This is a genomic window from Baekduia sp. Peel2402 (assembly GCF_052567285.1).
Window position 1 is genome coordinate 5,299,333 of sequence record NZ_CP199582.1, and the last position, 23,556, is coordinate 5,322,888.

The window sequence follows — 23,556 nt, forward strand, 5'->3', positions numbered from 1 at the left end:
GGCGGAGTAACGCAAACGCGCCGCGGCAAGATGGAGGACTTGGCCCTCCCGCCCGGTCTCCTCCTCGGCGCGCTCGGCGTCCTCGCGTTCTCGTTCTCGCTGCCCGCGACGCGGCTGGCGGTTGCCGACCTCGATCCGCTCTTCGTCGCCTTTGGCCGCGCGGTCATCGCCGGGGTGCTCGCAATCGCCGTGCTGCTCGCCACGCGCGCGCCGCGTCCGACCCGTGCGCAGGTCAAGACGCTCGCGCTCGTCGCGCTCGGCGTGATCGCCGGCTTCCCGGCGCTGACGTCGCTCGCGCTACAGGACCTGCCCGCGTCGCACGGCTCGGTCGTGGTCGGGATGCTCCCGGCATCGACCGCGGTCGCCGCGGTGCTGTTCGCGCACGAGCGCCCGAGCCGCGCCTTCTGGCTCGCCTCGTCCGCCGGCCTTCTCGCGGTCGTCGCGTTCGCGCTCAGCCAGGGCGGCGGCGAGCTGCACCTCGGCGACCTCGAGCTGCTCGGCGCGATGGTCCTCTGCGCGATCGGCTACGCCCAGGGCGGTCGGCTCTCGCGCGAGCTGGGCGGCGCGCGCACGATCTGCTGGGCGTTGGTGCTGAGCCTGCCCGTCACCGTCGCGATCACCGCCGCGACGCTCGCGGCCCACGGCGCGCACGGCGGCACCAACGCGTGGCTCGGGTTCTCCTACGTGTCGCTCATCTCGATGTTCTTGGGGTTCTTCGCCTGGTACGCCGGCCTGGCGCGCGGCGGCGTCGCCAAGATCGGCCAGGTGCAGCTCGCGCAGCCGGTGCTCGGCCTGCTCTGGGCGGGCTTGATCCTCGGCGAGACGATCAACGCCATCACCTTGGTCGCCGCCGTCGCGGTGCTCGCCTGCGTGGTGGCGACGCAGCGCACGCGGGTAGCATCACGCCCCGGATGACCGCACCGTCGCCGCCTGTCGGCAAGACCTACACGCCCACGCTCTACGCGGTGGGCCGCGAGAAGATCAAGGAGTACGCGCGGGCCGTGGGGGAGACCGACCCGCTGCACCTCGACCACGAGGCCGCGCGCGCGGCGGGCTACGCGGACGTCGTCGCGCCGCCGATGTTCGCGGTCGTCTATTGCTCGCCCGCGATGGGCCCGGTCTACTTCGACCCCGAGCTGGGCATCGACTTCTCGCGGCTGGTGCACGGCGGCCAGGAGTTCAAGTGGGGGCCCTTGGTCGTGGCGGGTGACGAGATCACCACCACGGTCAGCGTGAAGTCCGTCGAGGAGCGCGCCGGCAACGGCTTCTTCGTCTTCGAGTCCGTCTCGGCCAACCAGGACGGCGCGATCGTCGCGGTGGGGACGTGGACCAACATCGTGCGAGGAGCGTGAGCATGTCCTTCGAGCCCGGCCAGGAGCTTCCCGAGCTGAAGGTCACGCCCGACCGCTACCTGACCGTCCGCTACGCGGGCGCGTCCGGCGACTTCAACCCGATCCACATCGATGAGGAGTTCGCCAAGCAGGTTGGCCTGCCCAGCCGGATCCTGCACGGCCTCTGGACGATGGCCCAGGTCGCCCGCGCCCAGACCGAGGCCGCCGGCGGTCCGCACGCGCTCAAGCGCCTCTCCGTCGGCTTCCGCGGCATGGGCGTGATGGAGCAGGAGATCGCGGTCACCTCCAAGGTCCGCGCGGTCGACGAGGACGGCACGGTCCACGTCGACACCGAGGCCACGCAGGCCGGGACCGCGATCGTCCGCCGCGGGGACGCCGAGCTGCGGCCCTAGGCCGCCTAGACTCTGACGGGACGTGCTCTCGCCCCGCCAAGAGCTGCTCCTGCGCAAGGTCGTCGAGGCGTATACCGAGACCGGCCTGCCCGTGGGCTCAAAGACCCTTGCCGCCGACCCCGACATCGTGGCCGGCCCGTCGACGATCCGCCATGAGCTGTCGTCGCTGGAGGAGCAGGGGCTGCTCGCCCACCCGCACACCAGCGCGGGTCGCGTCCCGACCGACGCCGGCCACCGCTGGTACGTCGACCAGCTCCGCAGCGGCTCCGGGACCGGCCTGGTCCCGGCCGGCGAGAAGCTCGGCCTGCAGCTGATCCGCCGCGAGGTCGACGAGGCGATGCGCGTCACCTCAGAGACGCTCTCGCAGGTCACCAACCTGCTGGCGATCGTCTCCGCGCCGCCGATCGACACCGCGACGGTCCGCCACGTCGAGGTCCTGCTGTTGCAGCCGCAGGTCCTCATGGTGGTGGTGATCACGTCGACCGGCGGCGTCACCAAGCGCGTCTTCACCTTCGACAAGCCCGTCGACCCTGGCCTCGCCGCGTGGGCCGGTCAGTTCCTCGACGAGCGTCTGGCGGGCGTCGGCCTCGGCGCCCGGATGCTGTACTCGCGGTTGAACGACAACTCGCTCACCGTGCGCGAGCGCGGGTTCTTGGAGTCCTTGGCCCCGGTCTTCACCGAGCTGGCCGAGACCTCCGAGGACACGTTGTACGTCGACGGCGCCGCGCGCCTGATCGGCGAGCACCGCGTGCAGGACCTCACGCAGATCAACGAGCTGATGTCGATGCTGGAGCGCCGCGCGACGCTCCTGAGCCTTCTGCGCGCCGCGCTCCAGGAGCCAGACGTGCTGATCCGCATCGGCTCCGAGAACCAGGCCCCGGCGCTACAGACGCTCGCGGTCGTCGGCGCCGGCTACGGCCTGCCGACGCGCAAGCTCGGCACGGTGTCGGTCATCGGCCCGGTGCGCATGGACTACCCCCGCGCGATCCGCTCGGTGCGCGAGGCCGCGCATGAGCTGTCGCGCTTCATCGAGGATGTATACGGATCTTGAGCTCCACCTTGCCCAGCGACCCCTATGAGTTGCTCGGCGTCGCCCGCGACGCTGACGACACGACCATCAAGAAGGCGTTCCGCAAGCTCGCGCGCGAGCTGCACCCCGACGTCAACAGCCACGACCCGGACGCCGAGGAGAAGTTCAAGAAGGCGGCCGAGGCTTACGAGATCCTCAGCGATCCCCAGCGCCGCGCCACCTTTGACCGCTACGGCCACGAGGGCCTGCGCAGCGGCGGCCAGGCGCCGAACTTCGACGGCTTCGGGAACATCTCGGACCTGTTCGACGCGTTCTTCGGCGGGGCGTTCGGCGGTGGCGGGGGCGGCCGTGGCGGTCCGCGCCAAGGCGAGGACATCGCGATCGCCGCGCACGTCGACCTCGATCAGGCCTACCGCGGCGCCAAGGTGGAGGTGAGCTTCGAGGCGGTCGACCGCTGCGAGCACTGCCACGGCAACGGCGCCGAGCCGGGCACGCCGATCGAGACCTGTGACAAGTGCGGCGGCCAGGGGATCCTGCAGGCCGTGACGCGCTCGCCGTTCGGGCAAGTTGTCCGTCAAGTCGCCTGTGACAAGTGCGGCGGCGATGGCAAGATCCCGCAGACGCCGTGCGAGACGTGCGACGGTCGCGGCCTGGTCGTCGGCCACCGCCAGCTCGAGGTCGAGATCCCGGCGGGCATCGCCGACGGCCAGCGGATCCGCCTGAGCGGCCGCGGCCACGTCGGTGAGCACGGTGCCCCGGCTGGCGACCTGTACGTCGTGGTCCAGGTCGACATGGGCGACCGCTTCCTGCGCGACAACGACGACTTGGTGACGGTCGGCGACCTCGCCGCGCCGCTGGCCGCGCTGGGCACGACGCTGACGATCGCCCACCCCGACGGCGACGTCGAGGTCGAGGTCCCGGCCGGCACGCAGCCGGGCACGGTCCTGACCGTTAAGAGCAAGGGCATGCCGATGCTGCGCCGCCAGGGCCGCTTCGGTGACCTGCGCGTCGTCGCCAACGTGATCATCCCGCGGCGCTTGAACGCCCAGCAGCGCGAGGCGCTCCAGGCCTTCACCGACACGATCGCCCCCGAGCAGCTGCGCGCCGGGGATGAGTCGATGGTCGGCAAGCTGCGGCGTCTGTTCGGGAAGTAGCCCGTGATTCGCCTGGCGGTGCGGGTGCGGCGCGAGGACGCGGACGTCGTCCTCGCGGAGCTGCTGGCGCTCGCGCCGAGCGGGGTGGAGGAGGCGGATCTCGAGGGCGGGAAGATCGTCGAGTACGCGGTCTACGGCGCGCCGGGCGAGCTGCCGGAGCTCCCGGACGTGGAGGCGGCGGTCGGCGGCGCTTTGGTCGAGGTGACGACGAGCGAGGTCGCCGACGACTGGGCCGACCGCTGGCGGCAGTTCCACCAACCCATCGTGGTTGGCGACTCGTTGTACGTGCGGCCGCCGTGGGAGCCGGAGCGCGACGACCTGATGGACTTGGTCATCGATCCGGGTCAGGCGTTCGGCACCGGCGCGCACCACACCACGCGGTTGTGCTTGGAGTTGCTCGTGGCGGAGCCCGTGCCGGACGTGCCTGGCGTCATGGACCTCGGCTGCGGCTCCGGCGTCCTGGCGATCGCGGCGGCCAAGTTGGGGTGGTCGCCGGTTGCGGGTGTCGACCACGAGCTGGAGTCGGTTCGCGCGACCGCTGAGAACGCCGAGGCGAATGGGGTGGAGGTCGCGGTCGACCGCTTCGACCTGATCCGCGGCGGCCCCGCGCCGACCGCGCCGCTCGTGCTCGCCAACCTCCTGCGGCCGCTGCTGCTGTGCGTTGCGCGGGCGGGCTTCGCCGGCGGCGAACCGCCACGCACCCTCATCGCCTCCGGCCTTCTGACCCACGAGGCCTACGAGATCGCCGCCGCCTTCGCGCCCCACGGTTTGCACGAGACCGACCGCCGCACGTCCGCCGAATGGGCGGCGCTGGTCCTGCGCCGGACATAGACAACCGGTGCAGTCGTGCTCAAGTTGGCGCCGCGGCGGCCGAACCCGAGCACATGTCCATGGTCAGGGTCCTGGACCCGTTGGGGAGCCTCCTCGCGCGTCTGAAGGTGTCGCGCCAGCTCGCGCTGCTCGGCGTCGTTCTTCTGGTCCCGGCCGCCTTGGCCCTGCGCGCCTACCACGGCGCGCAGCAGACCCAGATCGACTTCTCCGCCCAGGAGCAGGTCGGCGTCGAGGCCCTCGGCCCGGCCAACCAGCTCGTGGTTGCGACGGTCCGCGCGCGCAGCGCCGCCGTGAAGGCCGGGCTGGAGCAGGCCGCGGTCCCGGCCGCGACGCTGACCGAGGTCCGGCGCGCGATCGCCGCCGTCGACGCGGCGGAGCGGACGGTTGGCGACGACCTCGGCGCGTCCGCGGCGTGGGCGAAGGCGCGCAGGCAGATCAACGCCTCGTTGCCCGCCCGGCCCGAGTCGGCCGGTGCCGCGCTCGACGCCTACTCGACGGCGGTCGATGCCGCCGTCGGCTGGGTCGTCGAGGTCGGCAACGCCTCCAACCTGATCCTCGACCCGGATCTCGACTCCTATTACGTGATGGACGCGCTGGTCACCAAGGCGCCCGCGGTCGCGGCGTCGGCGGGTCTTGGCGCGGACTCGCAGCTCGCGCTGTCCGGCCTCCCGGGCGGCGGCACGATGAGCGACCACATTGACTTGGCCGCTCAGGCTGGCGCGGTGTCGACCAACTTGGAGGCCTTGCTCGCGGGGTTGAAGACGACCTACGCCACGACCGAGGACACCAACCTGAAGGGCGACGTCGGGCCCGCCGCCGACGCGATGGGCGCCGCCGCCCGCGGCCTCGGCGTCGACCTCGCGCGCGCTGCGCGCACCACGGACGCCGGCGCGGCCGATCCGGTCAGCGCCGCCGCCGCGGTTGGGGCGGTCGCGAAGTTCGAGCAGGCCGCGACGCCCGCGCTGGCCGATCTGCTCGCCGCGCGCATCGATCGCTTCCAGGCCGCCGAGCGCCGCGTGCTGATCCAGTGCGCCCTCGCCTTGTTGGTGGCCTTGATCCTCTTCGCCACGCTGTGGCGCTCGCTGACTCGCGCGCTGCGCCGCCTGACCGTCGTCGCCCGCGCGGCCGCCGAGGGCGACCTCAGCAAGGACGCGCACCTCGGCCGCCGCGACGAGCTCGGCACGCTCGGCGATGCGTTCATCGCGATGGGCGAGCACCAGCGCGAGATGGTGGACTTGGCCGAGCGCGTCGCCGCCGGCGACCTCACGACGACCGTCACGCCGAAGTCCGAGCACGACGCGCTCGGGGTCGCGCTGCGCGACATGACCGGCGGGCTGACCGACGTCGTCGGCCGCCTGTCCCAGACCTCCGGGCGCCTGAGCGCCAGCGCGTCCGACCTCGCCGAGTCCTCCGGCCAGACCGGTCGCGCGATGGACGAGATCGCCCGTGCGACCGAGGACGTCGCGGTCGGCGCCGAGCGCCAGGTGCGCGCCGTCGGCGCCACGAGCGAAGCGGCCGAGGCGATGACGGAGGCTGCGACCGCCAGCGCCGCCGGGGCGCGCGAGGCCTCCGAGGCTGCCCAGGACGCGCAGGCGACCGCCCGCCATGGCGCGGAGGTCGTCGCCGAGGCGACCGGCGCGATGGTCGAGATGGGCGCGGCGTCCGCGCGCGTCGCGGAGGCCGTCGAGCGCCTGGCGGTCAAGAGCGACCGCGTCACCGGCATCGTCGCGACGATCACCGAGATCGCCGACCAGACCAACCTGTTGGCCTTGAACGCGGCGATCGAGGCCGCCCGCGCCGGGGACGAGGGACGCGGGTTCGCCGTCGTCGCCGAGGAGGTCCGCCGCCTGGCCGAGCAGACCGCGTCCGCCGCCGGCGAGGTTGGCGCGCTGGTCTCCGAGATCCAGGACGACACGACCGCCGCCACGACGGAGGCCCACGCCGGCCGCGAGCGCACGACCGCCGGCGCCGCCTCGATCGTCCAAGCCCAGGACGCCTTCTCCGCCATCGACCGCTCCATGAGCGACCTCGCCGACCGCATCGCCGCCGTCGCCTCCCGCTCCGACGACGTCGTCGCCGGCGCCCGCCAGGCTCGCGACGAGGTTGCCGCCGTCGCCGAGATCGCCGAGCGCACCTCCTCCGCCACCGAGCAGGTCTCCTCCACGGCCCAGGAGACCACCGCCTCCGGCCAGGAGATCGCCTCCGCGGCCACAGGCCTCGCCGCCATCGCCACCGAGCTCGACGACCTCGTCGGCCGCTTCACGGTCGCCTAGCCACACGCCGCCAGCGATCCGGGTCGCTTTTCCGTCGCTCAGCGACGCTAGATCGACCCGGACCCGGCGAGGAGGCGCCGCAGACGTCGCGCGGTCTCCCGACGACGACGTGTGACCTGGTTGTAGGTGAACCGCACGACGCGATAGCCCTTCAGCGTGAGCTGTTGATCGCGTTCGCGGTCAGCGTCGAAAGCGGTGCGGGTGCGGTGGAAGGCGAAGCCGTCGGTCTCGACGACGAGGTGTGCGTCCGGCCAAAAGAAGTCGACGAGGAACCCGGCGACGAGGGTGTTCACCGCGGGCATCGGCAAGTTGTAGTCGTCGCAGAGCTGGAGCATCGCGACCTCCAGTGGGCTGCGCGTGTCGGCGACGGCAGCGCCCGCGAGCCGGTCGAGCACCATCCTCAACTTGGGCGCACCGTTCTGCCGCGGATGCGCTTCAAGACATCGACGGACGGCGAAGAGATCGAAGAGCGCCAGGCGATCCATTCGCTCGATGACGTCCTCGAGCGCCCGCGGCCGGAGGGACAGAGCGAGGTCAAGCAGCGTCCGCGCGGGCGTCGTCACCGGGATCCCGTCGCGTTCCGTCTTCTCTTCCTCGGTGAGCGTCCCGACCCGATGCAATCGCACCCTCGTCCGATCCGGCTCGCGCCCCGCGCGCGCTGGAGTCATGACATGGATGACCGCGCCACGCGAAGGGAGTAGATCCCACAGCGCTGCCGCGTCCCCGTGGCTCAACACCGCGCCCTCTCCGCACGCCAGGACCGCGGCCATCCACCGCCCTTCACGTGGCATGGCGGTGTGCCCGACAGCGAAGACGCCGGGATAGAGGCGGACGAGCGCGCCTCGGCGCATGCGGCGGTTGACCTGCTCGTCGGACAGGCCGAGCCCGCGCAGCTGCTTTCGGGTGATCGGACCGTGCTGGCGGCTCGCCATGTCACCGATTCGCCGATCCAGGTCGATTTCGCGTCGCATACCGACGCCTAGGCGACCCGGACCTGAAATTCGCCCCCTCGGGTGGTCGCGGACGTCGTGCGATTGGCCTCAACGTCAGGGTGGGACTAACGTCAAGGACATGGCTTGGCACGTGGTGATCGCCGGTGGTGGCTTCGGGGGCTTTTACGCCGCCAGGACGCTCGAGCGGGTGCTGCCGCCGCAGGCGGCGCGGATCACGCTCGTCAATGACGTCAACTTCATGCTCTACACGCCGTTGCTGCCCGGCGCGGCGGCGGGGACGTTGGAGCCGCGGCATGTCGTGGTGCCGCTGCGCGAGGAGCTCAAGCGCACGCACTTGCGCCTCGGCACGGTCATCGGCGCGAACCCGGACCAGAAGACCATCGACGTGCGCACGCTGAAGGGCAGCGAGGAGCACCTGAGCTACGACCACCTCGTCGTCGCGCTCGGCTCCGTCTCCCGCACGCTCCCGATCCCCGGCCTGGCCGAGCACGGCATCGGCTTCAAGTCGCTGCCCGAAGCGATCGAGCTGCGCAACCACGTCCTGCGGACGCTCGAGGTCGCCGAGACGCTCGAAGACCCTCAAGAGCGCAAGATGTGGTTGACCTACGTCTTCGTTGGCGCCGGCTACGCAGGCCTCGAAGGGCTCGCCGAGCTGCAGGACTTCGCCGCCGACGTCATCGACCTCTACCCGCGCTGCCGCACGCAGGGCATGCGCTGGATCCTGGTCGAGGCGCGCGACCAGGTGATGCCCGAGATCCCGCGGCCGCTGGCCGACTTCGCCACGCGCGAGCTGCGCGGGCGCGGCATCGCGATCCGGACCTCGACGACGCTCGACGCCGTCACCGCCGACGACGTGACGCTCAGCGGCGGCGAGATCATCCCGACGAAGACGCTGGTCTGGACCGCGGGCGTCAAGCCGCATCCGGTGATCGCGCGGCTCGGCCTGCCGCTGGACGACACCGGGCGGATCAAGGTCGACGCCACGCTGCGCGTCGAGGGCCATGACGACGTCTGGGCGCTCGGCGACGCCGCTGCGGTCCCGGACCCCGCCAAGAAGGGCAAGCAGTCGACGCCGCCGACCGCCCAGCACGCGCTGCGCCAGGGCAAGACGGCGGGCCGCAACGTCGCGGCGGCGATCGGCAACGGCAAGATCAAGCCCTTCAAGTTCAAGACCAAGGGCGTGTTCGTGGACATGGGCCAGGGCCAGGCGGTCGCCACGACGCTCGGCATCCGCTGGCGCGGCGTTCCCGCCTGGTGGCTGGCGCGCAGCTACCACCTCGCCGCGCTGCCGGGCACCAAGCGCAAGTGGCGCCTGCTGATCGACTGGAACATCCAGCTGATCTTCGGCCGCGACGCCTCTGAGCTCGGCGGGCTGGGCCGCGCGCCCGGGCTGGGCGCCGACCCGACCGGCGGCGGCACGATCTCCTCCACCAACGGCGCGCAGCCGGCGGAGGCGCAGCCGGACGCTACGGGAGAACCCGTCGGGCCCAGCTGAACCGCTGCGCGCGCCACGGATCCAGCCGCAGCGGCGAGAGGTACACGCCCTGGCCGGAGGAGTGGATCATCCAGTCCGGGCTGAGCGCGATGCCTTCGTGCACGATCCGCGTCGGCGTCGCCTTCATCCAGAAGCGCGCGTAGCCGAAGAACACCAAGTCGCCGCCCCGGACGTCGTCCAGCCGGACCCGTGCGGACTTTACGATCTCGCCCGCCTGCGACGCCGCCGTGCGGCCGCGGATCGCCGCGCCAAACGGCAACCCGGACAACTTGAAGACGCGCCAGACCAGGCCGCTGCAGTCATAGCCGCCGTGGGTTTGGCCGCCGAAGTACGAGGACGCGGTGTCGGTCTCGCCGCCCCACACGTAGGGCATGCCAATCTTCGAGACGGCCAACCGCAGGACGCGCTTCTGGGCGACCCCGTAGGCCGGCAGCTGGAAGGACGAGAACTTCTCGCGCACCCACGCCGCCGCCGTGCTCTGCCACTTGGCGGCCACGCTGAACGAGTGCTTCGCCTCCGCCAGCGTGATCGCGTCGGTCGGGTACAGCTCGCGATCCTCGTGCGGATAGGGCTGATTGTCACGGAGTCCCAGCAATCGCGCGACGGCCTCCGTGCCGAACGTCCTGGGTGGGTTCAAGCCCGCGCGCCACGCCTCGTGCTGGACGGCGGCCGCGACGTCGCTCGCGCCGAGCTGCTCGACCAGCAGCGCGTCGAACGTCGTCACCGACACCTTCGAAAAGGGCGCCTTTACAGGGACGACGCCGAGCTGCGCCGCCAGGACGCCGAGCTCGGCGTGCAGCCGCGTTCCGGTCAGCGGAGCGTCGGCACGGGCGCTGGTCGTCGGGGCAACGAGAACCAGCAGCGCGAGCACGGTCAGGAGGGGGACACGGCGCAGGGACATCGCACGATGGCCATCGGCGTCCGGCAGGCCCGTCTTGAGCGTGGGCGTCCGGGGCTGAGGCCTACAATCGAGGAGACATGAGCATCGCCGACACCGTCAAGCAGGACCTCACCACCGCCATGAAGGCGGGGGAGAAGGATCGGGTCGGCGCGTTGCGCCTCGTGCTCTCCGAGTTGCAGAAGGCCGCCAAGGACGGCAACGACGACGAGCAGGCCATCCTCCGCCGCGAGCGCAAGCGCCGCCTGGAGTCCGCCACTGCGTTTCGCGAGGCGGGGCGCGTCGAGCTGGCCGAAGGCGAAGAGGCCGAGGCCGCGATCATCCAGGTCTACCTGCCTGCCGAGCTCGGCGACGACGAGCTGCGGCAGATCGTCGCCGACGCGATCGCGGAGACCGGCGCGTCCTCGCCCAAGGACATGGGCGGCGTGATGAAGGCGGCGATGGAGAAGACCGGCGGCCGCGCCGACGGCAAGCGAGTATCCGCCCTCGCACGGGAGGCGCTGGCGTGAGCGCGTCGCTTCGCGATCGAGAAGGGAACAGCAAGTGAGCGCCCGCCGCCAGATCGAGCTGAGCAATGACGTCGCGACCGCGCTGAGCGGCCCGCACGACGCCGTCCTGCGCCAGCTCGAGGAGCACGTTGACTGCGCGCTGTTCCTGCGCGGCAACCTCGTCACGCTCGAAGGCGAGCCCGAGGCGGTGGCCAACGCCGCCGTGGTCGTACGCGAGCTGGCCGAGCTGATCGACGGCGGCCACGAGATCACGCCGGGCACGCTCGACGCGGTCACGCACGCGCTCGACGCGCACGAGTCGCCGGCCAAGGTGCTGGAGGACGTCGTCTGGCGCCACCGCTCCGCGAAGGTCGCGCCGAAGTCGGTCAACCAGAAGATCTACGTCGACTCGATCCGCCGCAACACGGTGACGTTCGGCATCGGCCCGGCGGGCACAGGCAAGACGTTCCTGGCCGTCGCGATGGCCGCCGCGGCGCTCGCGCGCCGGGAGGTCAACCGCATCATCTTGACCCGCCCGGCCGTCGAGGCCGGCGAGCGCCTCGGCTTCCTGCCGGGCGATCTGATGGCCAAGATCGACCCCTACCTGCGCCCGCTGTTCGACGCGTTGAACGACATGTTGGACCCCGAGAAGGTCGCCGGGTTCCTGGAGAAGGGCGTCATCGAGGTCGCGCCGCTGGCGTTCATGCGCGGCCGGACGCTCAACGACTCGTTCGTGATCCTCGACGAGGCCCAGAACACGACGCCCGAGCAGATGAAGATGTTCCTGACCCGTCTGGGCTTCGGCTCCAAGATGGTGATCACGGGCGACATCACGCAGGTCGACCTGCCGCGCAACGAGAAGTCCGGGTTGATCGTCGTCGGCGACATCCTGGAGGAGGTCGACGGCGTCGAGTTCGTGCGCTTCGGCGGCGGCGACGTCGTCCGCCACCGGCTCGTGCAGCGGATCGTCGAGGCCTACGACAGCTTCGACCAGTCCCAGGCGCCGGACATCCGCGCGGCGGCGAAGCGCGCGTAGATGTCATTGGAAGTCGAGGTGCTCGACGCCGACCTGGCGGCCGGTCGTCCGGACCTGCCGGAGGAGGCGGAGATCGTGAAGTTGGTGTCCTTGGCGGTGGCGACGGCGGGCGTGCGCGACGGGCACGTGGCGATCGCGTTCGTCGAGGCGGATCGGATCGCCGAGCTCAACGCGGAGCATCGCGGCAAGGAGGGACCGACGGACGTCCTGTCGTTCCCGATCGACGAGGCGGAGGACGACGGGGTGGGTGGGGTGCCGGATTCAAGGGAGCTGGGCGACGTGATCATCTGCCCGCCGCACACCGAGAACATCCGCGAGGCGATCGTCCACGGGGCGCTCCATCTCGTTGGCATGGACCACGAGGTCGACGACGGCGAGATGCTCTCGGTCCAAGCTGAGATCCTCACATGGTGAACTTCGACTCCAAGACGCGCGCCGGGTTCGTGGCGCTGGCGGGCCGGCCGAACGTCGGCAAGTCGACGCTGGTCAACGCGATCGTCGGCCGCAAGGTCGCGATCGTCTCCGACAAGCCGCAGACGACGCGCCGCGCGATCCGCGGCGTGGTCACGCGCGACGACACGCAGCTCGTGATGACCGACCTGCCGGGCGTGCAGCGGCCGCTGGACAACCTCACCGAGCGCATGCAGCGCCGGGTGGAACGCGAGCTGGCCGAGACCGATGTCGCCTTGATGGTGCTCAACGCCGAGCAGGGCGTGGGGCCGGGCGACCGCTGGATCGCCAACGTCCTCAAGAGCGCGCCGTGCCCGGTGATCATCGCCATCAACAAGGTCGACCGCCTCGATCGCCCGCACATCGTCGAGGCGCTGCAGGCCGCGGCCGAGCTCGGCGTCGGCGACGACATCTTCCCGATCAGCGCGCGCAAGGGCACCGGCGTGGACGCGCTGGCGGAGCACCTCTTCAGCCTCGTGCCGGAGTCGCCGTTCCTGTTCGACCCCGCCGAGTCCAGCGACCTGTCGCCCTACGTGCACCTCGCCGAGCTGATCCGCGAGCAGATCCTGCGCCGGACCTTCAAGGAGGTCCCGCACGCGGTCGAGGTCGTGGTCGAGGAGGTCGACACGGCACGCGAGGACCTGACCGTCGTCCACGCCAAGGCGTGGGTGGAGACCGAGTCCCAGAAGGGCATCCTCGTCGGCGCCGGCGGCAAGATGATCCGCGCGATCGGCACCGGCGCGCGCAAGGAGCTGGAGCGCGAGCTGGGCACCAAGGTCCACCTGGACCTCATCGTGCGCGTCCGCCGCGGCTGGCGCGCCGACGAGAACCTGCTCGACCGCCTCGGCTTCGACGTCTAGCCTCCAGCGGGCATGGCCCGGACGCCCGAATCCCCCGAGACGATGGCCGCCTACGAGTCCGTCCTCGACGACGTCGCGATGGCTGGCGACGTCGAGCGCGCGGTGTGGTTCGGTACGCCCGCGGCGAAGGTCGAGGGGAAGATCTTCATGTGCTTGTGGCGTGGCGCGTTCGTGGCGCGGATCGGTGCCGAGGAGGTCGACCAGCGTGTGTTGGCTGGCGATGGCGTGCGCTTTGACCCGTCGGGCAAGGGCATGGCGATGAAGGACTGGCTGGAGTCCAACGCGGAGCCGGCGGAGTGGACGGAGCTCGCGCTTGGTGCGATCGCCTTCACCTGCGGCTAGCGCCGCTAGTTGATCAGCCGCTTCTCCATGCGCCAGATCGCGATGCGCCAGGCGATCAGGCCGAAGGCCACCATGAAGGCCAAGTGGTACAGGTCGATCCAGTCCAGGCCGAAGATCGCGTCGCGCACCAGCTGCACGCAGTGATAGAGCGGGTTGACGTTGGCCAGGATCCGCGCCCACTCCGGCAGCCCGCTGATCGGGAAGAACGTCCCGGCGACCAGGAACAGCGGCGTGATCACCGTCGAGGTGACATAGGAGAAGTTGTCGATGGACTTCATCACCGCGCTGATGAGGATCCCGAACGACGCCCAGCCGAAGCCTGCGATGAACGCGATGAACGGCACCAGCAGCATGCCCCACGCGGGGTCCAGGCCGAAGACGATCGCCACCAACATCGGCGCGCAGCCGAAGACGCCGGCCCGCGCGGCGATCCAGAGCGCCTCGCCGGTGACGATCTCCTCGGTATCGACCGGCGCGGCGAGGATCGCCCCATAGGTTCCTTGGAATTCGCGTTTGACGAACGTCCCGAACATCGCGGGGAAGACGGACGAGAACAGCACTGCGGTCGCCACCGTCCCGGTCCCGACGAACTGGACGTAGTCAAGGCCATTGACCTTGGACACCAGCGTCCCGAAGCCGAACCCGAAGGCCAACAGGTAGATCGTCGGCTCGACGGTCGACGAGAACGTCGACGCGCGCCAGTAGGACTTGAAGTTGACGACCTCACGCACGAGGACGCCGGTCAGCGCCGGGCGGTCCAGCCGTCCTGGGCGGTCACGCGATGCCATGGCTATGAGATCTCCTCGCCCGTCAACAGCACGAACACGTCCTCGAGGTTGGCCAGCCGGCGCTCGCCCTCGGGCACCTCGCCCTCCAGCCCTTCCGCGCGCAGGATCGTCACCGACGTCCCCGTCCGCCGCGTCGGCCATCCGCGGCCCTGCGCCGCGGCCTCGACCTCGCGCAGCCGCGTCGGCGGCCCGTAGACCTCCAGCGCCTCGCGGCCCGCGTGCTCGACGACGAGGTCGCTCGGCTTGCCGACCGCGACGTGCTGGCCGTGCGACACCACGACCACCGTGTCGGCCAGGCGCTCGGCTTCCTCGATGTAGTGCGTGGACATCAGGATCGACGCGCCCTCCGAGCGGAGCCGGTCGATCAGCGCCCACAGCTCCTGGCGCACCTGCGGGTCCAGGCCGACGGTCGGCTCGTCCAGCAGCACCAGCCGCGGCTCGTGCACCAGCGCCCGCGCGATCAGCAGCCGCCGGCGCATGCCGCCGCTCAGCTCGTCGACGCGCGCGCCGCGCCGGTCCTGGAGGTTGGCGATGTCCAAGGCCCGGTCGATCGCGCCCCGGCGCTCCGCGCGCCCGACGCGATACAGGTGCGTGAACACGAGCAGGTTCTGCTCGACGGTCAGCGTCGTGTCGAGGTTGTCGAGCTGCGGCACGACGCCCATCTGCGCCCGCGCCGCCTTGGACTCCTGCGGCAGCGTGAAGCCGAGGATCTCGATCGAGCCCTCGTCGGCGATCGCCTGCGCGGTCAGCAGCCGCATGGTGGTGGACTTGCCCGCGCCATTAGGCCCGAGAAGGCCGACGCAGGTGCCGGTGGGAACCGTCAGGTCAAGGCCATTGACCGCAGTGACGTCCCCATAACGCTTGACGACCCCGCGCAGGGAGATGGCGGACACCGGCGGCAGCTTACGAGACGCTCCGGCGGGCGCTGCGCCATCAGTCCTTTAAACGGGAACGGACCCGAGCAACCGTCGTCACTCGGGTCCGCACCGTGGATGTCCCCTCCGGTGGGAGGCGTATAGGTGGCGAAAGATCTCGACTCGCAGATCCTTGGCGGTCCCTGAAAGTGACGGCGCCGCGCTCCCTCCAGAAGCGACGCTCATCGTCAGGGCCGACCCGTCCGTGGGTCGCATTCGCCTGTTGTCTTGCTTCCCTATCGTCGGCCCGGGGCACGCCGCGTTGAGCCTCGTTCCTGCCCGAACGGACGTCTGTCCTAGTCCGGCTCTGACAGCCTCGCCGAGAAGTCCCGGATCTGCTCCGGCCCGAGGTGGTCGTTGAAGACGAACGGCAGCGTGCTGATCGGCGCGACGGCGTGGCGGCGCAGCCGCGCGAGCTGGCCCTGCTGCTCGCGCACGCGCTCGTAGGACGAGAGCACGGCGTGTCGCGTGCCCGCCGGTACGGCGCCGTCGAGCGCGGCGACGGTCCGGGCCTCCTCGCGCGAGATCCGCTTCGGCCACATGCCGTTGACGACGATCGCGTCGAGCCCGCGCCCGAGCGCCGTGGTTGTCGCCGCCTCGTATTCCAGCGTCTCGCCGATCGCCAGCCCGGTCGGCCGCGCGACCGCCACCAGGCGGCAGCGGCGCGGATCGACCAGCGCCTCGGCGACCGTGCGGGCCTGCCCGGCGATCGGGCCGACCCGGGCGATCCGGGCGAACGTGCCGGGCGTGCGCAGCATCCCGAGGCCGTGGCCGGAGGCGGGCGCGTCGAGGATCACGACGTCGAACGGCCGTGCGTCGCGGCGCCAGCGGTGGGCTTCGCCGAGCTCCCACGCCTTGGTGATCGTCACGAGCTCGCGCGCTCCCGGGGCCGCCTGCACGAAGCCGGCGAACACGCCCGAGCGCAGCACAGGGGAGACGAGGCGCCGTGGAACCTGGCGCGTCATCCACTCCTCCAGCGCGCTCTCGGCGTCGATCGTCGTCGCCCACAGGCCATCGGCCAGGCGGCGCTCAGCGCCTGGCGCGCCGTTCGCGGTCGCCGCGCCGTCGCCGTCGCGCGCCATCAGTCGCGGCACCTGCGCCTGGCCGCTGACCTCGCAGACGATCGCGCGCCGCCCGCGCCGCGCCGCGCCCAGCGCGAGCGCGGCGGCGACCGTCGTCCTACCGGTGCCGCCCTTGCCCGTGACCACCACGAGCCGGATTTCGTCGCTGCGGGTCATCTATCTCGGAGTTGTGTACGTAGCTCAGGCGAACGGAGAACATGACGGACATCGAGCTTCCTGACGCCTACTCGCGCTGCGCCGCCCTCCAACGCCGCCACGATCCGACGTTCCACCTCGCCACGCGTGCCCTCGGGCGCGACGTGCGCCCCGCAGTCCACGCGCTGTACGGCTTCCTGCGCGGAGCCGACGAGCTGGTCGACGGCCCGGACCGGCCACCGACCCCGGAGGCGCGCCGCGCCGCGCTGGACGCCTGGCACCGCGAGCTGACCGACGGGATGGCCTCCGGCACGAGCGAGCACCCGGTGATCGCCGCCGTGGTCGACGCCGGCCGGCGCCACGACCTGCCGCTCGAGGAGCTTGACGCCTACATGCGCTCGATGGGCATCGACTGCTCGGGCCACGTCCGTCTGCGCACCACCGAGGAGCTCGACACCTACATGAACGGCAGTGCCGCTGCCGTCGGCCGCGTCATGGCGCCGCTGATTGGCGTGCCGCGCGCGTTCCGCGAGGACGTCGCGCGGCTCGGCGTCGCCTTCCAGCTGACGAACTTCCTGCGCGACGTGCGTGAGGACTTCGCGATGGATCGCGTCTACCTGCCCGGCCTCGACGAGGACGCCCTGGCCGCCGGCCGCCCGACGCGCCTCCCGGTCGCAGAGGTGCGCCGCGCCGGCGAGCTGTTCCGCGGCTCGGTGCACGCGGTCATGCGCTCCTGCACGCCCCGCGCCCGGCCCGGGATCGCGCTGGCCAGCGGGTTCTACCGCCGCGTGCACCTCGGTCGCCTCGAGCGCCGCGGCGCGGTGGTGGCGTGACCCGGCGCGCGACGGCGCGCGGCGCCGAGCGCACCTCGCTGCACGGCGAGCGCGCCGACGTCGTCATCTGCGGCGCGAGCTTCGCGGGCCTGGCGGTCGCGCGCGAGCTGGCGTTCGGCGACGACCCGCCGGACGTCCTGGTCCTCGACCGCTACGAGATCGGCGAGCGCCAGACCTCGGCGTGCGCGGTGCCGACGCCGTGGATGGCGGCGATGGGCGTCGAAGGCGCCGCCCGCCAGGAGCTGCCCGGCATGTCGTTCTCCACGCCGCACGGCCGCGCGCGCTACCGACTGCCGTGGAGCTGGACCGCGTTCGACTACCGCACGCTCTGCGAGCTGCTGTGGGAGCAGTGCGGCGACGCGCGCTTCGAGACCGCGGTCGTCCACGGCCGCACCGGCGACGTCGTCCACACCGACCGCGGCGACGTGACCGCTCCGCTGCTCGTCGACGCCGCCGGCTGGCGGCGCGTGCTCGCCGATCCGCACGTCCAGCCGCCCGAGGCGACGCTGAGCCGCGGCCTCGAGGTCCACCCGCACGACGACGGCGGGACCGACCTCGACGTCTGGCTCGACCGCGACCTCGTGCGCCGCGGATACGGTTGGAGCGTCCCGGCGGCAGGGGAGCGGCGCGTTGGGGCGCTCTCCTACGACCCGCACGACCGCGTCAAGGAGCCGACGCGAGCGATGGCCGCCCGGCTGGACGTGGAGGCCGTGCGCTACCAGGGCAACTGGTTCCCACATGCCCTGCGCGCCGCCACCGAGGACACGGTCTTCTGCGTCGGTGACAGCGCCGGGCACTGCTTTCCGCTGTCGGGCGAGGGGATCCGGACGGCGTTCTATTTCGGCATCGCGTGCGGGCGCGAGCTGAGCGCGGTGGCCGAGGGGCGCCGGACGCGCGCGGAGGCGCTGTCGCGCTACGCCGCCTTCCACGAGCGCCATCGCCCCGCCTTCCGGCGCGCCGCGTGGCTGCAACGGCTGATCCCCGCCCTCCCGCCGCCGGTGCTGTCACTCTTGTTGCGCGCATTGGGCGCGCAGTTCCTGGTCGATCGGGCCTTCGGGTGGTATTTGGAACAGGCGCATCCGCGCGCAGCCCATGGCCGAACCCCAGCCCCCGTCGTCTCCCCGCCCCGCTGACCCCGACCGCGCGCCCGCGCTGGTGCGGGCGCTGGACGTCGCCACCAGCGGTGTGCTGGTCTGCGACGCCCGCGCGCCGGGCGGGGTCCGGATCACCTACGTCAACGCCGCCTTCGAACGACTCGTCGGCCGCACGCGCGACGAGCTGCTCGGCCTCGACCCGGCGCTCCTGGCCAGCGAGGCCGCCGATCCGGAGGACGAGCGCGCGCTCGGGCGGGCGCTGGTTCAGGAGGTCGCCCACGCGGCGACGATGACGCTCAAGCGCCGCGACGGCTCGGCGTTCCGGGTCGAGATGAAGATCACGCCGGTCCGCGACGCCGACGGCGTGCTGACCGACTGGATCGCGGTCGTCGACGACGTCACCGACCGCCTCGACGCGCTCGACCGCCTCGCGGTCGCCGAGGCCCGCTACCGCGAGCTGGTCGAGTACGTGCCCGCGGTCTCCTACGTCGCCAACTGGGACGAGCACTCGACGCTCACCTACGTCTCGCCGCAGATCGAGGGGATGCTCGGCTGGCCGCCGGAGGCGTTCATCGCCGACCAGGGCCTCTGGTACCGCTGCATCCACCCGGACGACGTCGCCCGCGTCCGCGAGCACGAGGCGCGCTCCTACGCCGACGGCACGCGCGTGGACATGGAGTTCCGGATGCTCCGCCGCGACGGCGCCGAGCTCTGGGTGCGCGACAAGGAGACCGTGATCCGCGACGCCGACGGCGTGCCGGCGTTCAGCCAGGGCGTCCTGGTCGACGTCACGCCCTCGCGCGCCAGCCAGGGCGAGCTGGCGGCCGACGAGCACCACCGCGCGCAGCGCTACCTCGACATCGCGGGCGCGATCATCGTCGTGCTGGACGCCAACGCGCGGATCACGCTGCTCAACCGCGCGGGCGCGGAGCTGCTCGGCTACAGCGAGGGCGAGCTGGTCGGCCAGCACTGGTACGACGTCGTCGTCCCCGAGCGCCTGCGCGTGACCGGCCGCGCCGCGTTCGCCGAGGAGGTCGGCGCGGGCGTCGACGACGCGGTCCACGAGTCGATCGTGCTGACCAAGGACGGCGACGAGCGCACGATCGCCTGGCGCGACACGATCGTCCGCGACGACTCCGGCGCGGTGACCGCGGTCATGTCCTCCGGCGTCGACCTCACCGAGCGCCGCGCGGCCGAGGAGCAGATCGCCTACCTCGCCTACCACGACCCGCTGACCGGGCTGCCGAACCGCGCGCTGCTGCAAGAGCACCTCGACCTCGCGCTGGCGCGGGCGCGCCGCCAGGGCGAGGCGGTCGGTCTGCTCTACCTGGACCTCGACGGCTTCAAGCTGGTCAACGACTCGCTCGGCCACCCGGCGGGCGACGAGCTGCTCTGCCACGTGACGATGCGTCTGAGCGAACGCCGTCGTGGCATGGACCTCCTGGCGCGCCAAGGCGGCGACGAGTTCCTGCTGCTGCTCGCGGATCTCGAGCGCCCTCAGGCCGAGGCCCACGCGCGTCGCGTCGCCGAGGACTTGTTGAAGGCTTTGGCCGAGCCGTTCTCGATCTCCGGCGCGGAGTTCCACATCGGCGCGTCGATCGGGATCTCGCTCTATCCCCGCGACGCGGCCGACGCCGACGAGCTGCTGCGCCACGCCGACGCCGCGATGTACGCCGCCAAGGCCGCGGGGCGCAACGGCGTCACGGTCTACAACGGCGATCCGCACGAGCCGCTGGAGCGTCTCTCCATGACGAGTCGGCTGCGCAAGGCGCTGGACCGTGAGGAGCTGATCCTGCACTGGCAGCCGATCGTCGATCCGGCCGACGGCACGCTGCGCAAGTTGGAGGCCCTGGTCCGCTGGCAGGACCCGTTCCGCGGCCTGGTGATGCCCGACGACTTCATCGCCTTCGCCGAGGAGACCGGGTACGTGGACCGGATCGGCGACTGGGTCGTCGCCGCGGTCCGCGACCAGGTCCTGGCGTGGGAGGCCGACGGCCTCAAGCCGCCGCGGGTGACCGTCAACGTCTCGCCGCGCCAGCTGCGCCGCCCGGACTTCGGCGCGCGGCTGCTCGGGCTGATCACGCCCGGCGACGTCGCGTCGCGCTTTACGGTGGAGATCACCGAGTCGGCGGCGATGGCCGATCCGCTGCGGACCGACCCCGTCCTGACCGAGCTGGTGGCCGCCGGGATCGAGATCGCGGTGGACGACTTCGGCGCCGGCTACTCGTCCCTAAGCCGCCTGCGCACGATGCCGGTTCAAGTCCTCAAGATCGACAAGACGTTCCTCCAAGGCGTCCCGCACGACGCCCAGGCGACGGCGATCGTCACCGCGATCATCGAGCTGGCACGGGCTTTGGGCATGGAGGCGGTGGCCGAGGGCGTCGAGAACGAGGACCAGCGCGCGTTCCTCGTGGAGCGGGGTTGCCCATTGGCACAGGGCTATCTGCTCGGGCGCCCCGTGCCCGCGGACGAGATCGAGCCGCTCCTGGCGCGCGCCGGATCGCCCAGCCGCTCGTAGACTTCTCTGCGTGGAGATCAACTACGACGTCAACGGGCTCGTGCCCGTCGTCATCCAGGACTGGCGCACCGGCGACGTCCTGACCTTGGCGTACGCCAACGCCGAGGCCGTCGCCAAGACCCACGAGACCGGCGAGCTCCACCTCTGGTCGCGCTCGCGCAACGAGCTGTGGCACAAGGGCGCGACGTCCGGGAACACGCAGGCGGTCAAGGCGCTGCGGCTGGACTGCGACGGCGACGCGCTGCTCGCGCTGGTCGAGCCCGCCGGTCCGGCCTGCCACACCGGCGCGCGCACCTGCTTCTTCACCGGCGACGTCGCGGAGCCCGCGCCGTTCGAGGTCCTGCCGTCCCTGGAGCGCACGCTCGTCGCCCGCCAGAGCGAGCGGCCCGAGGGCTCCTACACGGTCGAGCTGCTCGACAACCCCGCGTTCATCGGCGAGAAGGTCGAGGAGGAGGCCGAGGAGGTCGCCCGCGCCGCGCGCGAGGAGACCGACGACCGCGTCGACAACGAGGCGGCCGACGTCCTCTACCACCTGCTCGTGCTGCTGCGCTCGCGCGATCGCTCCTTGGCCGACGCGACGGAGGTGCTCCGTGAGCGCAGTCGCTGAATCGCTCGCCGAGGGGCTCGACCTCGAACCCTCACTGGACGAGATCCGCGCGCTGGCGGCCGACCACGACCTCGTCCCGCTGCGCCACACGTTCATCGACGACTGCGAGACGCCGGTCTCCGCGTTCCTGAAGCTGCGCGGCGCGAAGGCCGAGCATCCGTCGTTCCTGCTGGAGTCCGCCGAGCAGGGCACGCAGGTCGGGCGCTACTCGTTCATCGGCGTGCGCCCGCGCGGCCTGGTGCGCTGGTCGCTGGGCGACGACGGCGACCCCTACGCCTTGGCCGAGCAGGCCGCGGCGTCGCGCCAGGCGTCGTTCAAGGACGCCCCGCCGTTCACCGGCGGCGCGGTCGGCTTCTTCGGCTACGACCTCGTCCGGACGGTCGAGACCACGCTCGGCGAGCCCAACCCGGACGTGCTCGGGCTGCCGGACATGGCGCTGATGCTGTCCGACGCGCTCGTGGTCTTCGACCACCTCAAGCACACGCTGACGATCCTCGTCAACGTGACCGCCGAGGACGTCGACGCGTCCTACGCCGACGCGGTCGAGACGATCACCGAGATCCGGCGCGCGCTGGACGGCCCGGTGCCCAAGGCCGAGCGGGACATGGCCCCGCGGCCCGAGCCGGAGTTCACCTCCAACATGGACCGCGCGACGTTCGAGGGCATGGTCTCGCGGATCGTCGACTACGTGCACGCGGGCGACGCGTTTCAGGTCGTGCCATCGCAGCGCTGGAGCGCGCCGCTGGGCGGGATCGACCCGTTCTCGGTCTACCGCGGGCTGCGGGTCGTCAACCCGTCGCCGTACATGTACTTCCTGGACTTCCTCGACTTCCAGATCGCGGGCGCCTCGCCGGAGCCGTTGCTGACGGTCGCCGGCCGCCGCGCCTCGACGCGGCCGATCGCCGGCACGCGGCCGCGCGATGCCGATCCGGCCGAGCTGCTGGCCGACGAGAAGGAGCGCTCCGAGCACGTCATGTTGGTGGACTTGGGCCGCAACGACCTCGGGCGCGTCTGCGAGTACGGGTCGGTCGAGGTCGACACGCTCATGGCGATCGAGAAGTACTCGCACGTCATGCACATCGTGTCGTCCGTGTCCGGGACGCTGCGCGCCGACGTCGGGCCGATGGACGCGCTGCGGTCGATCCTGCCGGCTGGCACCCTCTCGGGCGCCCCGAAGGTGCGCGCGATGGAGATCATCGACGAGCTGGAGCCCGTCAAGCGCGGCGGCTACGGCGGCGCGATCGGCTACCTCAGCTACTCCGGCGACCTCGACACCTGCATCCACATCCGCACCGTGGTCATCAAGGACGACAACGCGCACGTGCAGGCCGGCGGCGGCACCGTCGCCGACGCCAAGCCGGCCAACGAGTACGAGGAGTCGGTGAACAAGTCCAAGGCGGTCAAGAGCGCGCTGGCGCTGGCGGCGCGGCAGCGGGGGTGGGCATGAGCACCAAGGTCCTCATGGTGGACAACTACGACTCGTTCACCTACAACCTGGTCCAGTACCTCGGTGAGCTCGGGGCGGAGATCGACGTCGTGCGCAACGACGTCGCGACCGTCGACGAGCTGCTTGAGCGCCAGCCGGACCGCGTCGTCGTCTCGCCCGGGCCGTGCACTCCCACCGACGCGGGGATCTCGATCGAGTCCATGCGCAAGTTCCCCGAGGCGGGGATCAAGACGCTGGGCGTCTGCCTCGGGCACCAGTCGCTGGCCGAGGCGTTCGGCGGGACCGTCATCCGGCACGAGCCGATCCACGGCAAGACCACCTCGATCGAGCACGACGGTGAAGGCGTCTACCGCGGCCTGCGCGGCGCGCTGACCGTCGGGCGCTACCACTCGCTGGTCGTCGCCGAGGACGACCTGCCCGACGAGTTCGTGGTGACCTCGCGCGGCGGCGGCGTCCTCATGGGCATCCGCCATCGCGAGCTGCCGGTCGAAGGCGTCCAGTTCCACCCGGAGTCGGTGCTGACCGACCGCGGGAAGGACATGCTGCGCAACTTCCTCGCCGACGGCTGAGGGCCGTCACGGCCA

25 protein-coding genes and 1 pseudogene are annotated in these 23,556 nt (G+C 71.6%); 20 read left to right on the plus strand and 6 right to left on the minus strand.

Annotation, left to right across the window (positions count from 1 at the left end; all coding sequences use genetic code 11):
* Positions 1–30 precede the first annotated feature (30 nt).
* The 7 genes from ACT01A_RS25780 to ACT01A_RS25810 are packed head-to-tail and all read left to right on the plus strand — an operon-like array spanning position 31 to position 7,032.
* Complete coding sequence (locus ACT01A_RS25780) at positions 31–915, plus strand: DMT family transporter (RefSeq protein ID WP_445149980.1); 885 nt, start codon at positions 31–33, stop codon at positions 913–915.
* Complete coding sequence (locus ACT01A_RS25785) at positions 912–1,352, plus strand: MaoC family dehydratase N-terminal domain-containing protein (RefSeq protein WP_445149981.1); 441 nt, start codon at positions 912–914, stop codon at positions 1,350–1,352. Before ACT01A_RS25780 ends, ACT01A_RS25785 begins: the two co-directional genes overlap by 4 nt.
* Positions 1,353–1,354: 2 nt before the next feature.
* Entirely contained in the window at positions 1,355–1,744 is a 390-nt protein-coding gene (locus tag ACT01A_RS25790) for a MaoC/PaaZ C-terminal domain-containing protein (RefSeq protein WP_445149982.1), read from the plus strand.
* A gap of 22 nt (positions 1,745–1,766) precedes the next feature.
* Positions 1,767–2,795 (plus strand): heat-inducible transcriptional repressor HrcA, encoded by a 1,029-nt coding sequence (hrcA, locus tag ACT01A_RS25795; RefSeq protein ID WP_445149983.1) that lies wholly within the window; start codon positions 1,767–1,769, stop codon positions 2,793–2,795.
* Positions 2,792–3,928 carry a molecular chaperone DnaJ gene (dnaJ, locus tag ACT01A_RS25800; protein WP_445149984.1) on the plus strand — a complete coding sequence of 379 codons (1,137 nt, stop codon included), beginning with the start codon at positions 2,792–2,794 and terminating at the stop codon, positions 3,926–3,928. The genes hrcA and dnaJ overlap by 4 nt, the downstream gene beginning before the upstream one ends.
* A 3-nt stretch (positions 3,929–3,931) precedes the next feature.
* Positions 3,932–4,759, plus strand: coding sequence for a 50S ribosomal protein L11 methyltransferase (locus ACT01A_RS25805; RefSeq protein WP_445149985.1), 828 nt, complete (start codon positions 3,932–3,934; stop codon positions 4,757–4,759).
* 53 nt (positions 4,760–4,812) lie between these two features.
* Positions 4,813–7,032, plus strand: a complete 2,220-nt coding sequence (locus ACT01A_RS25810) for a methyl-accepting chemotaxis protein (protein ID WP_445149986.1) — start codon at positions 4,813–4,815, stop codon at positions 7,030–7,032.
* A 47-nt stretch (positions 7,033–7,079) separates the two neighbouring features.
* Here the strand turns inward: ACT01A_RS25810 and ACT01A_RS25815 are convergent, their stop codons facing one another.
* Positions 7,080–7,430: an endonuclease domain-containing protein gene (locus ACT01A_RS25815; protein WP_445152868.1), complete on the minus strand. Its 351-nt coding sequence runs from the start codon at positions 7,428–7,430 to the stop codon at positions 7,080–7,082.
* 30 nt (positions 7,431–7,460) lie between these two features.
* On the opposite strand from ACT01A_RS25815, the gene ACT01A_RS25820 reads away from it, so the two are divergent.
* A complete protein-coding gene (locus tag ACT01A_RS25820) occupies positions 7,461–7,733 on the plus strand; it encodes a hypothetical protein (RefSeq protein ID WP_445152878.1) in 273 nt (90 codons plus the stop codon).
* 162 nt (positions 7,734–7,895) lie between these two features.
* On the opposite strand, the pseudogene ACT01A_RS25825 reads toward ACT01A_RS25820, so the two are convergent.
* Positions 7,896–8,003, minus strand: a pseudogene (locus tag ACT01A_RS25825) (hypothetical protein); the annotation flags it as partial.
* A gap of 100 nt (positions 8,004–8,103) precedes the next feature.
* Here ACT01A_RS25825 and ACT01A_RS25830 point away from each other — a divergent pair.
* Positions 8,104–9,480 carry an NAD(P)/FAD-dependent oxidoreductase gene (locus tag ACT01A_RS25830; protein WP_445149987.1) on the plus strand — a complete coding sequence of 459 codons (1,377 nt, stop codon included), beginning with the start codon at positions 8,104–8,106 and terminating at the stop codon, positions 9,478–9,480.
* Here ACT01A_RS25830 and ACT01A_RS25835 read toward each other — a convergent pair.
* On the minus strand, positions 9,452–10,381 hold the full coding sequence (locus ACT01A_RS25835) for a C40 family peptidase (protein WP_445149988.1): 930 nt from the start codon (positions 10,379–10,381) through the stop codon (positions 9,452–9,454). The genes ACT01A_RS25830 and ACT01A_RS25835 overlap by 29 nt on opposite strands.
* 77 nt (positions 10,382–10,458) lie before the next feature.
* On the opposite strand from ACT01A_RS25835, the gene ACT01A_RS25840 reads away from it, so the two are divergent.
* Genes ACT01A_RS25840 through ACT01A_RS25860 form a run of 5 tightly spaced genes read left to right on the plus strand, consistent with a single transcriptional unit; the run spans position 10,459 to position 13,554 of the window.
* Positions 10,459–10,887 (plus strand): GatB/YqeY domain-containing protein, encoded by a 429-nt coding sequence (locus tag ACT01A_RS25840; protein WP_445149989.1) that lies wholly within the window; start codon positions 10,459–10,461, stop codon positions 10,885–10,887.
* A 34-nt stretch (positions 10,888–10,921) separates the two neighbouring features.
* On the plus strand, positions 10,922–11,902 hold the full coding sequence (locus ACT01A_RS25845) for a PhoH family protein (RefSeq protein ID WP_445149990.1): 981 nt from the start codon (positions 10,922–10,924) through the stop codon (positions 11,900–11,902).
* On the plus strand, positions 11,903–12,316 hold the full coding sequence (ybeY, locus tag ACT01A_RS25850; protein WP_445149991.1) for an rRNA maturation RNase YbeY: 414 nt from the start codon (positions 11,903–11,905) through the stop codon (positions 12,314–12,316).
* On the plus strand, positions 12,310–13,212 hold the full coding sequence (gene era / locus ACT01A_RS25855) for a GTPase Era (RefSeq protein ID WP_445149992.1): 903 nt from the start codon (positions 12,310–12,312) through the stop codon (positions 13,210–13,212). Before ybeY ends, era begins: the two co-directional genes overlap by 7 nt.
* A 12-nt stretch (positions 13,213–13,224) precedes the next feature.
* Complete coding sequence (locus ACT01A_RS25860; RefSeq protein WP_445149993.1) at positions 13,225–13,554, plus strand: hypothetical protein; 330 nt, start codon at positions 13,225–13,227, stop codon at positions 13,552–13,554.
* 5 nt (positions 13,555–13,559) lie between these two features.
* On the opposite strand, the gene ACT01A_RS25865 is transcribed toward ACT01A_RS25860, so the two are convergent.
* The 3 genes from ACT01A_RS25865 to ACT01A_RS25875 form a co-directional block, all read right to left on the minus strand.
* Positions 13,560–14,342: an ABC transporter permease gene (locus ACT01A_RS25865; protein ID WP_445149994.1), complete on the minus strand. Its 783-nt coding sequence runs from the start codon at positions 14,340–14,342 to the stop codon at positions 13,560–13,562.
* Between the two features lie 2 nt (positions 14,343–14,344).
* Positions 14,345–15,235, minus strand: a complete 891-nt coding sequence (locus ACT01A_RS25870) for an ABC transporter ATP-binding protein (protein ID WP_445149995.1) — start codon at positions 15,233–15,235, stop codon at positions 14,345–14,347.
* A gap of 317 nt (positions 15,236–15,552) precedes the next feature.
* Positions 15,553–16,494, minus strand: a complete 942-nt coding sequence (locus ACT01A_RS25875; RefSeq protein WP_445149996.1) for an ArsA-related P-loop ATPase — start codon at positions 16,492–16,494, stop codon at positions 15,553–15,555.
* A 41-nt stretch (positions 16,495–16,535) separates the two neighbouring features.
* Here ACT01A_RS25875 and ACT01A_RS25880 point away from each other — a divergent pair, with 41 nt between their 5' ends.
* The 6 genes from ACT01A_RS25880 to ACT01A_RS25905 are packed head-to-tail and all read left to right on the plus strand — an operon-like array spanning position 16,536 to position 23,541.
* A complete protein-coding gene (locus ACT01A_RS25880) occupies positions 16,536–17,306 on the plus strand; it encodes a phytoene/squalene synthase family protein (RefSeq protein WP_445149997.1) in 771 nt (256 codons plus the stop codon).
* Positions 17,303–18,439: an NAD(P)/FAD-dependent oxidoreductase gene (locus ACT01A_RS25885; RefSeq protein WP_445149998.1), complete on the plus strand. Its 1,137-nt coding sequence runs from the start codon at positions 17,303–17,305 to the stop codon at positions 18,437–18,439. The genes ACT01A_RS25880 and ACT01A_RS25885 overlap by 4 nt, the downstream gene beginning before the upstream one ends.
* On the plus strand, positions 18,399–20,918 hold the full coding sequence (locus ACT01A_RS25890; RefSeq protein ID WP_445149999.1) for a sensor domain-containing protein: 2,520 nt from the start codon (positions 18,399–18,401) through the stop codon (positions 20,916–20,918). Before ACT01A_RS25885 ends, ACT01A_RS25890 begins: the two co-directional genes overlap by 41 nt.
* 10 nt (positions 20,919–20,928) lie before the next feature.
* Positions 20,929–21,525, plus strand: coding sequence for a bifunctional phosphoribosyl-AMP cyclohydrolase/phosphoribosyl-ATP diphosphatase HisIE (gene hisIE / locus ACT01A_RS25895; RefSeq protein WP_445150000.1), 597 nt, complete (start codon positions 20,929–20,931; stop codon positions 21,523–21,525).
* On the plus strand, positions 21,509–22,972 hold the full coding sequence (locus ACT01A_RS25900; RefSeq protein WP_445150001.1) for an anthranilate synthase component I family protein: 1,464 nt from the start codon (positions 21,509–21,511) through the stop codon (positions 22,970–22,972). The genes hisIE and ACT01A_RS25900 overlap by 17 nt, the downstream gene beginning before the upstream one ends.
* Positions 22,969–23,541, plus strand: coding sequence for an anthranilate synthase component II (locus ACT01A_RS25905; RefSeq protein WP_445150002.1), 573 nt, complete (start codon positions 22,969–22,971; stop codon positions 23,539–23,541). Before ACT01A_RS25900 ends, ACT01A_RS25905 begins: the two co-directional genes overlap by 4 nt.
* Positions 23,542–23,556 lie beyond the last annotated feature (15 nt).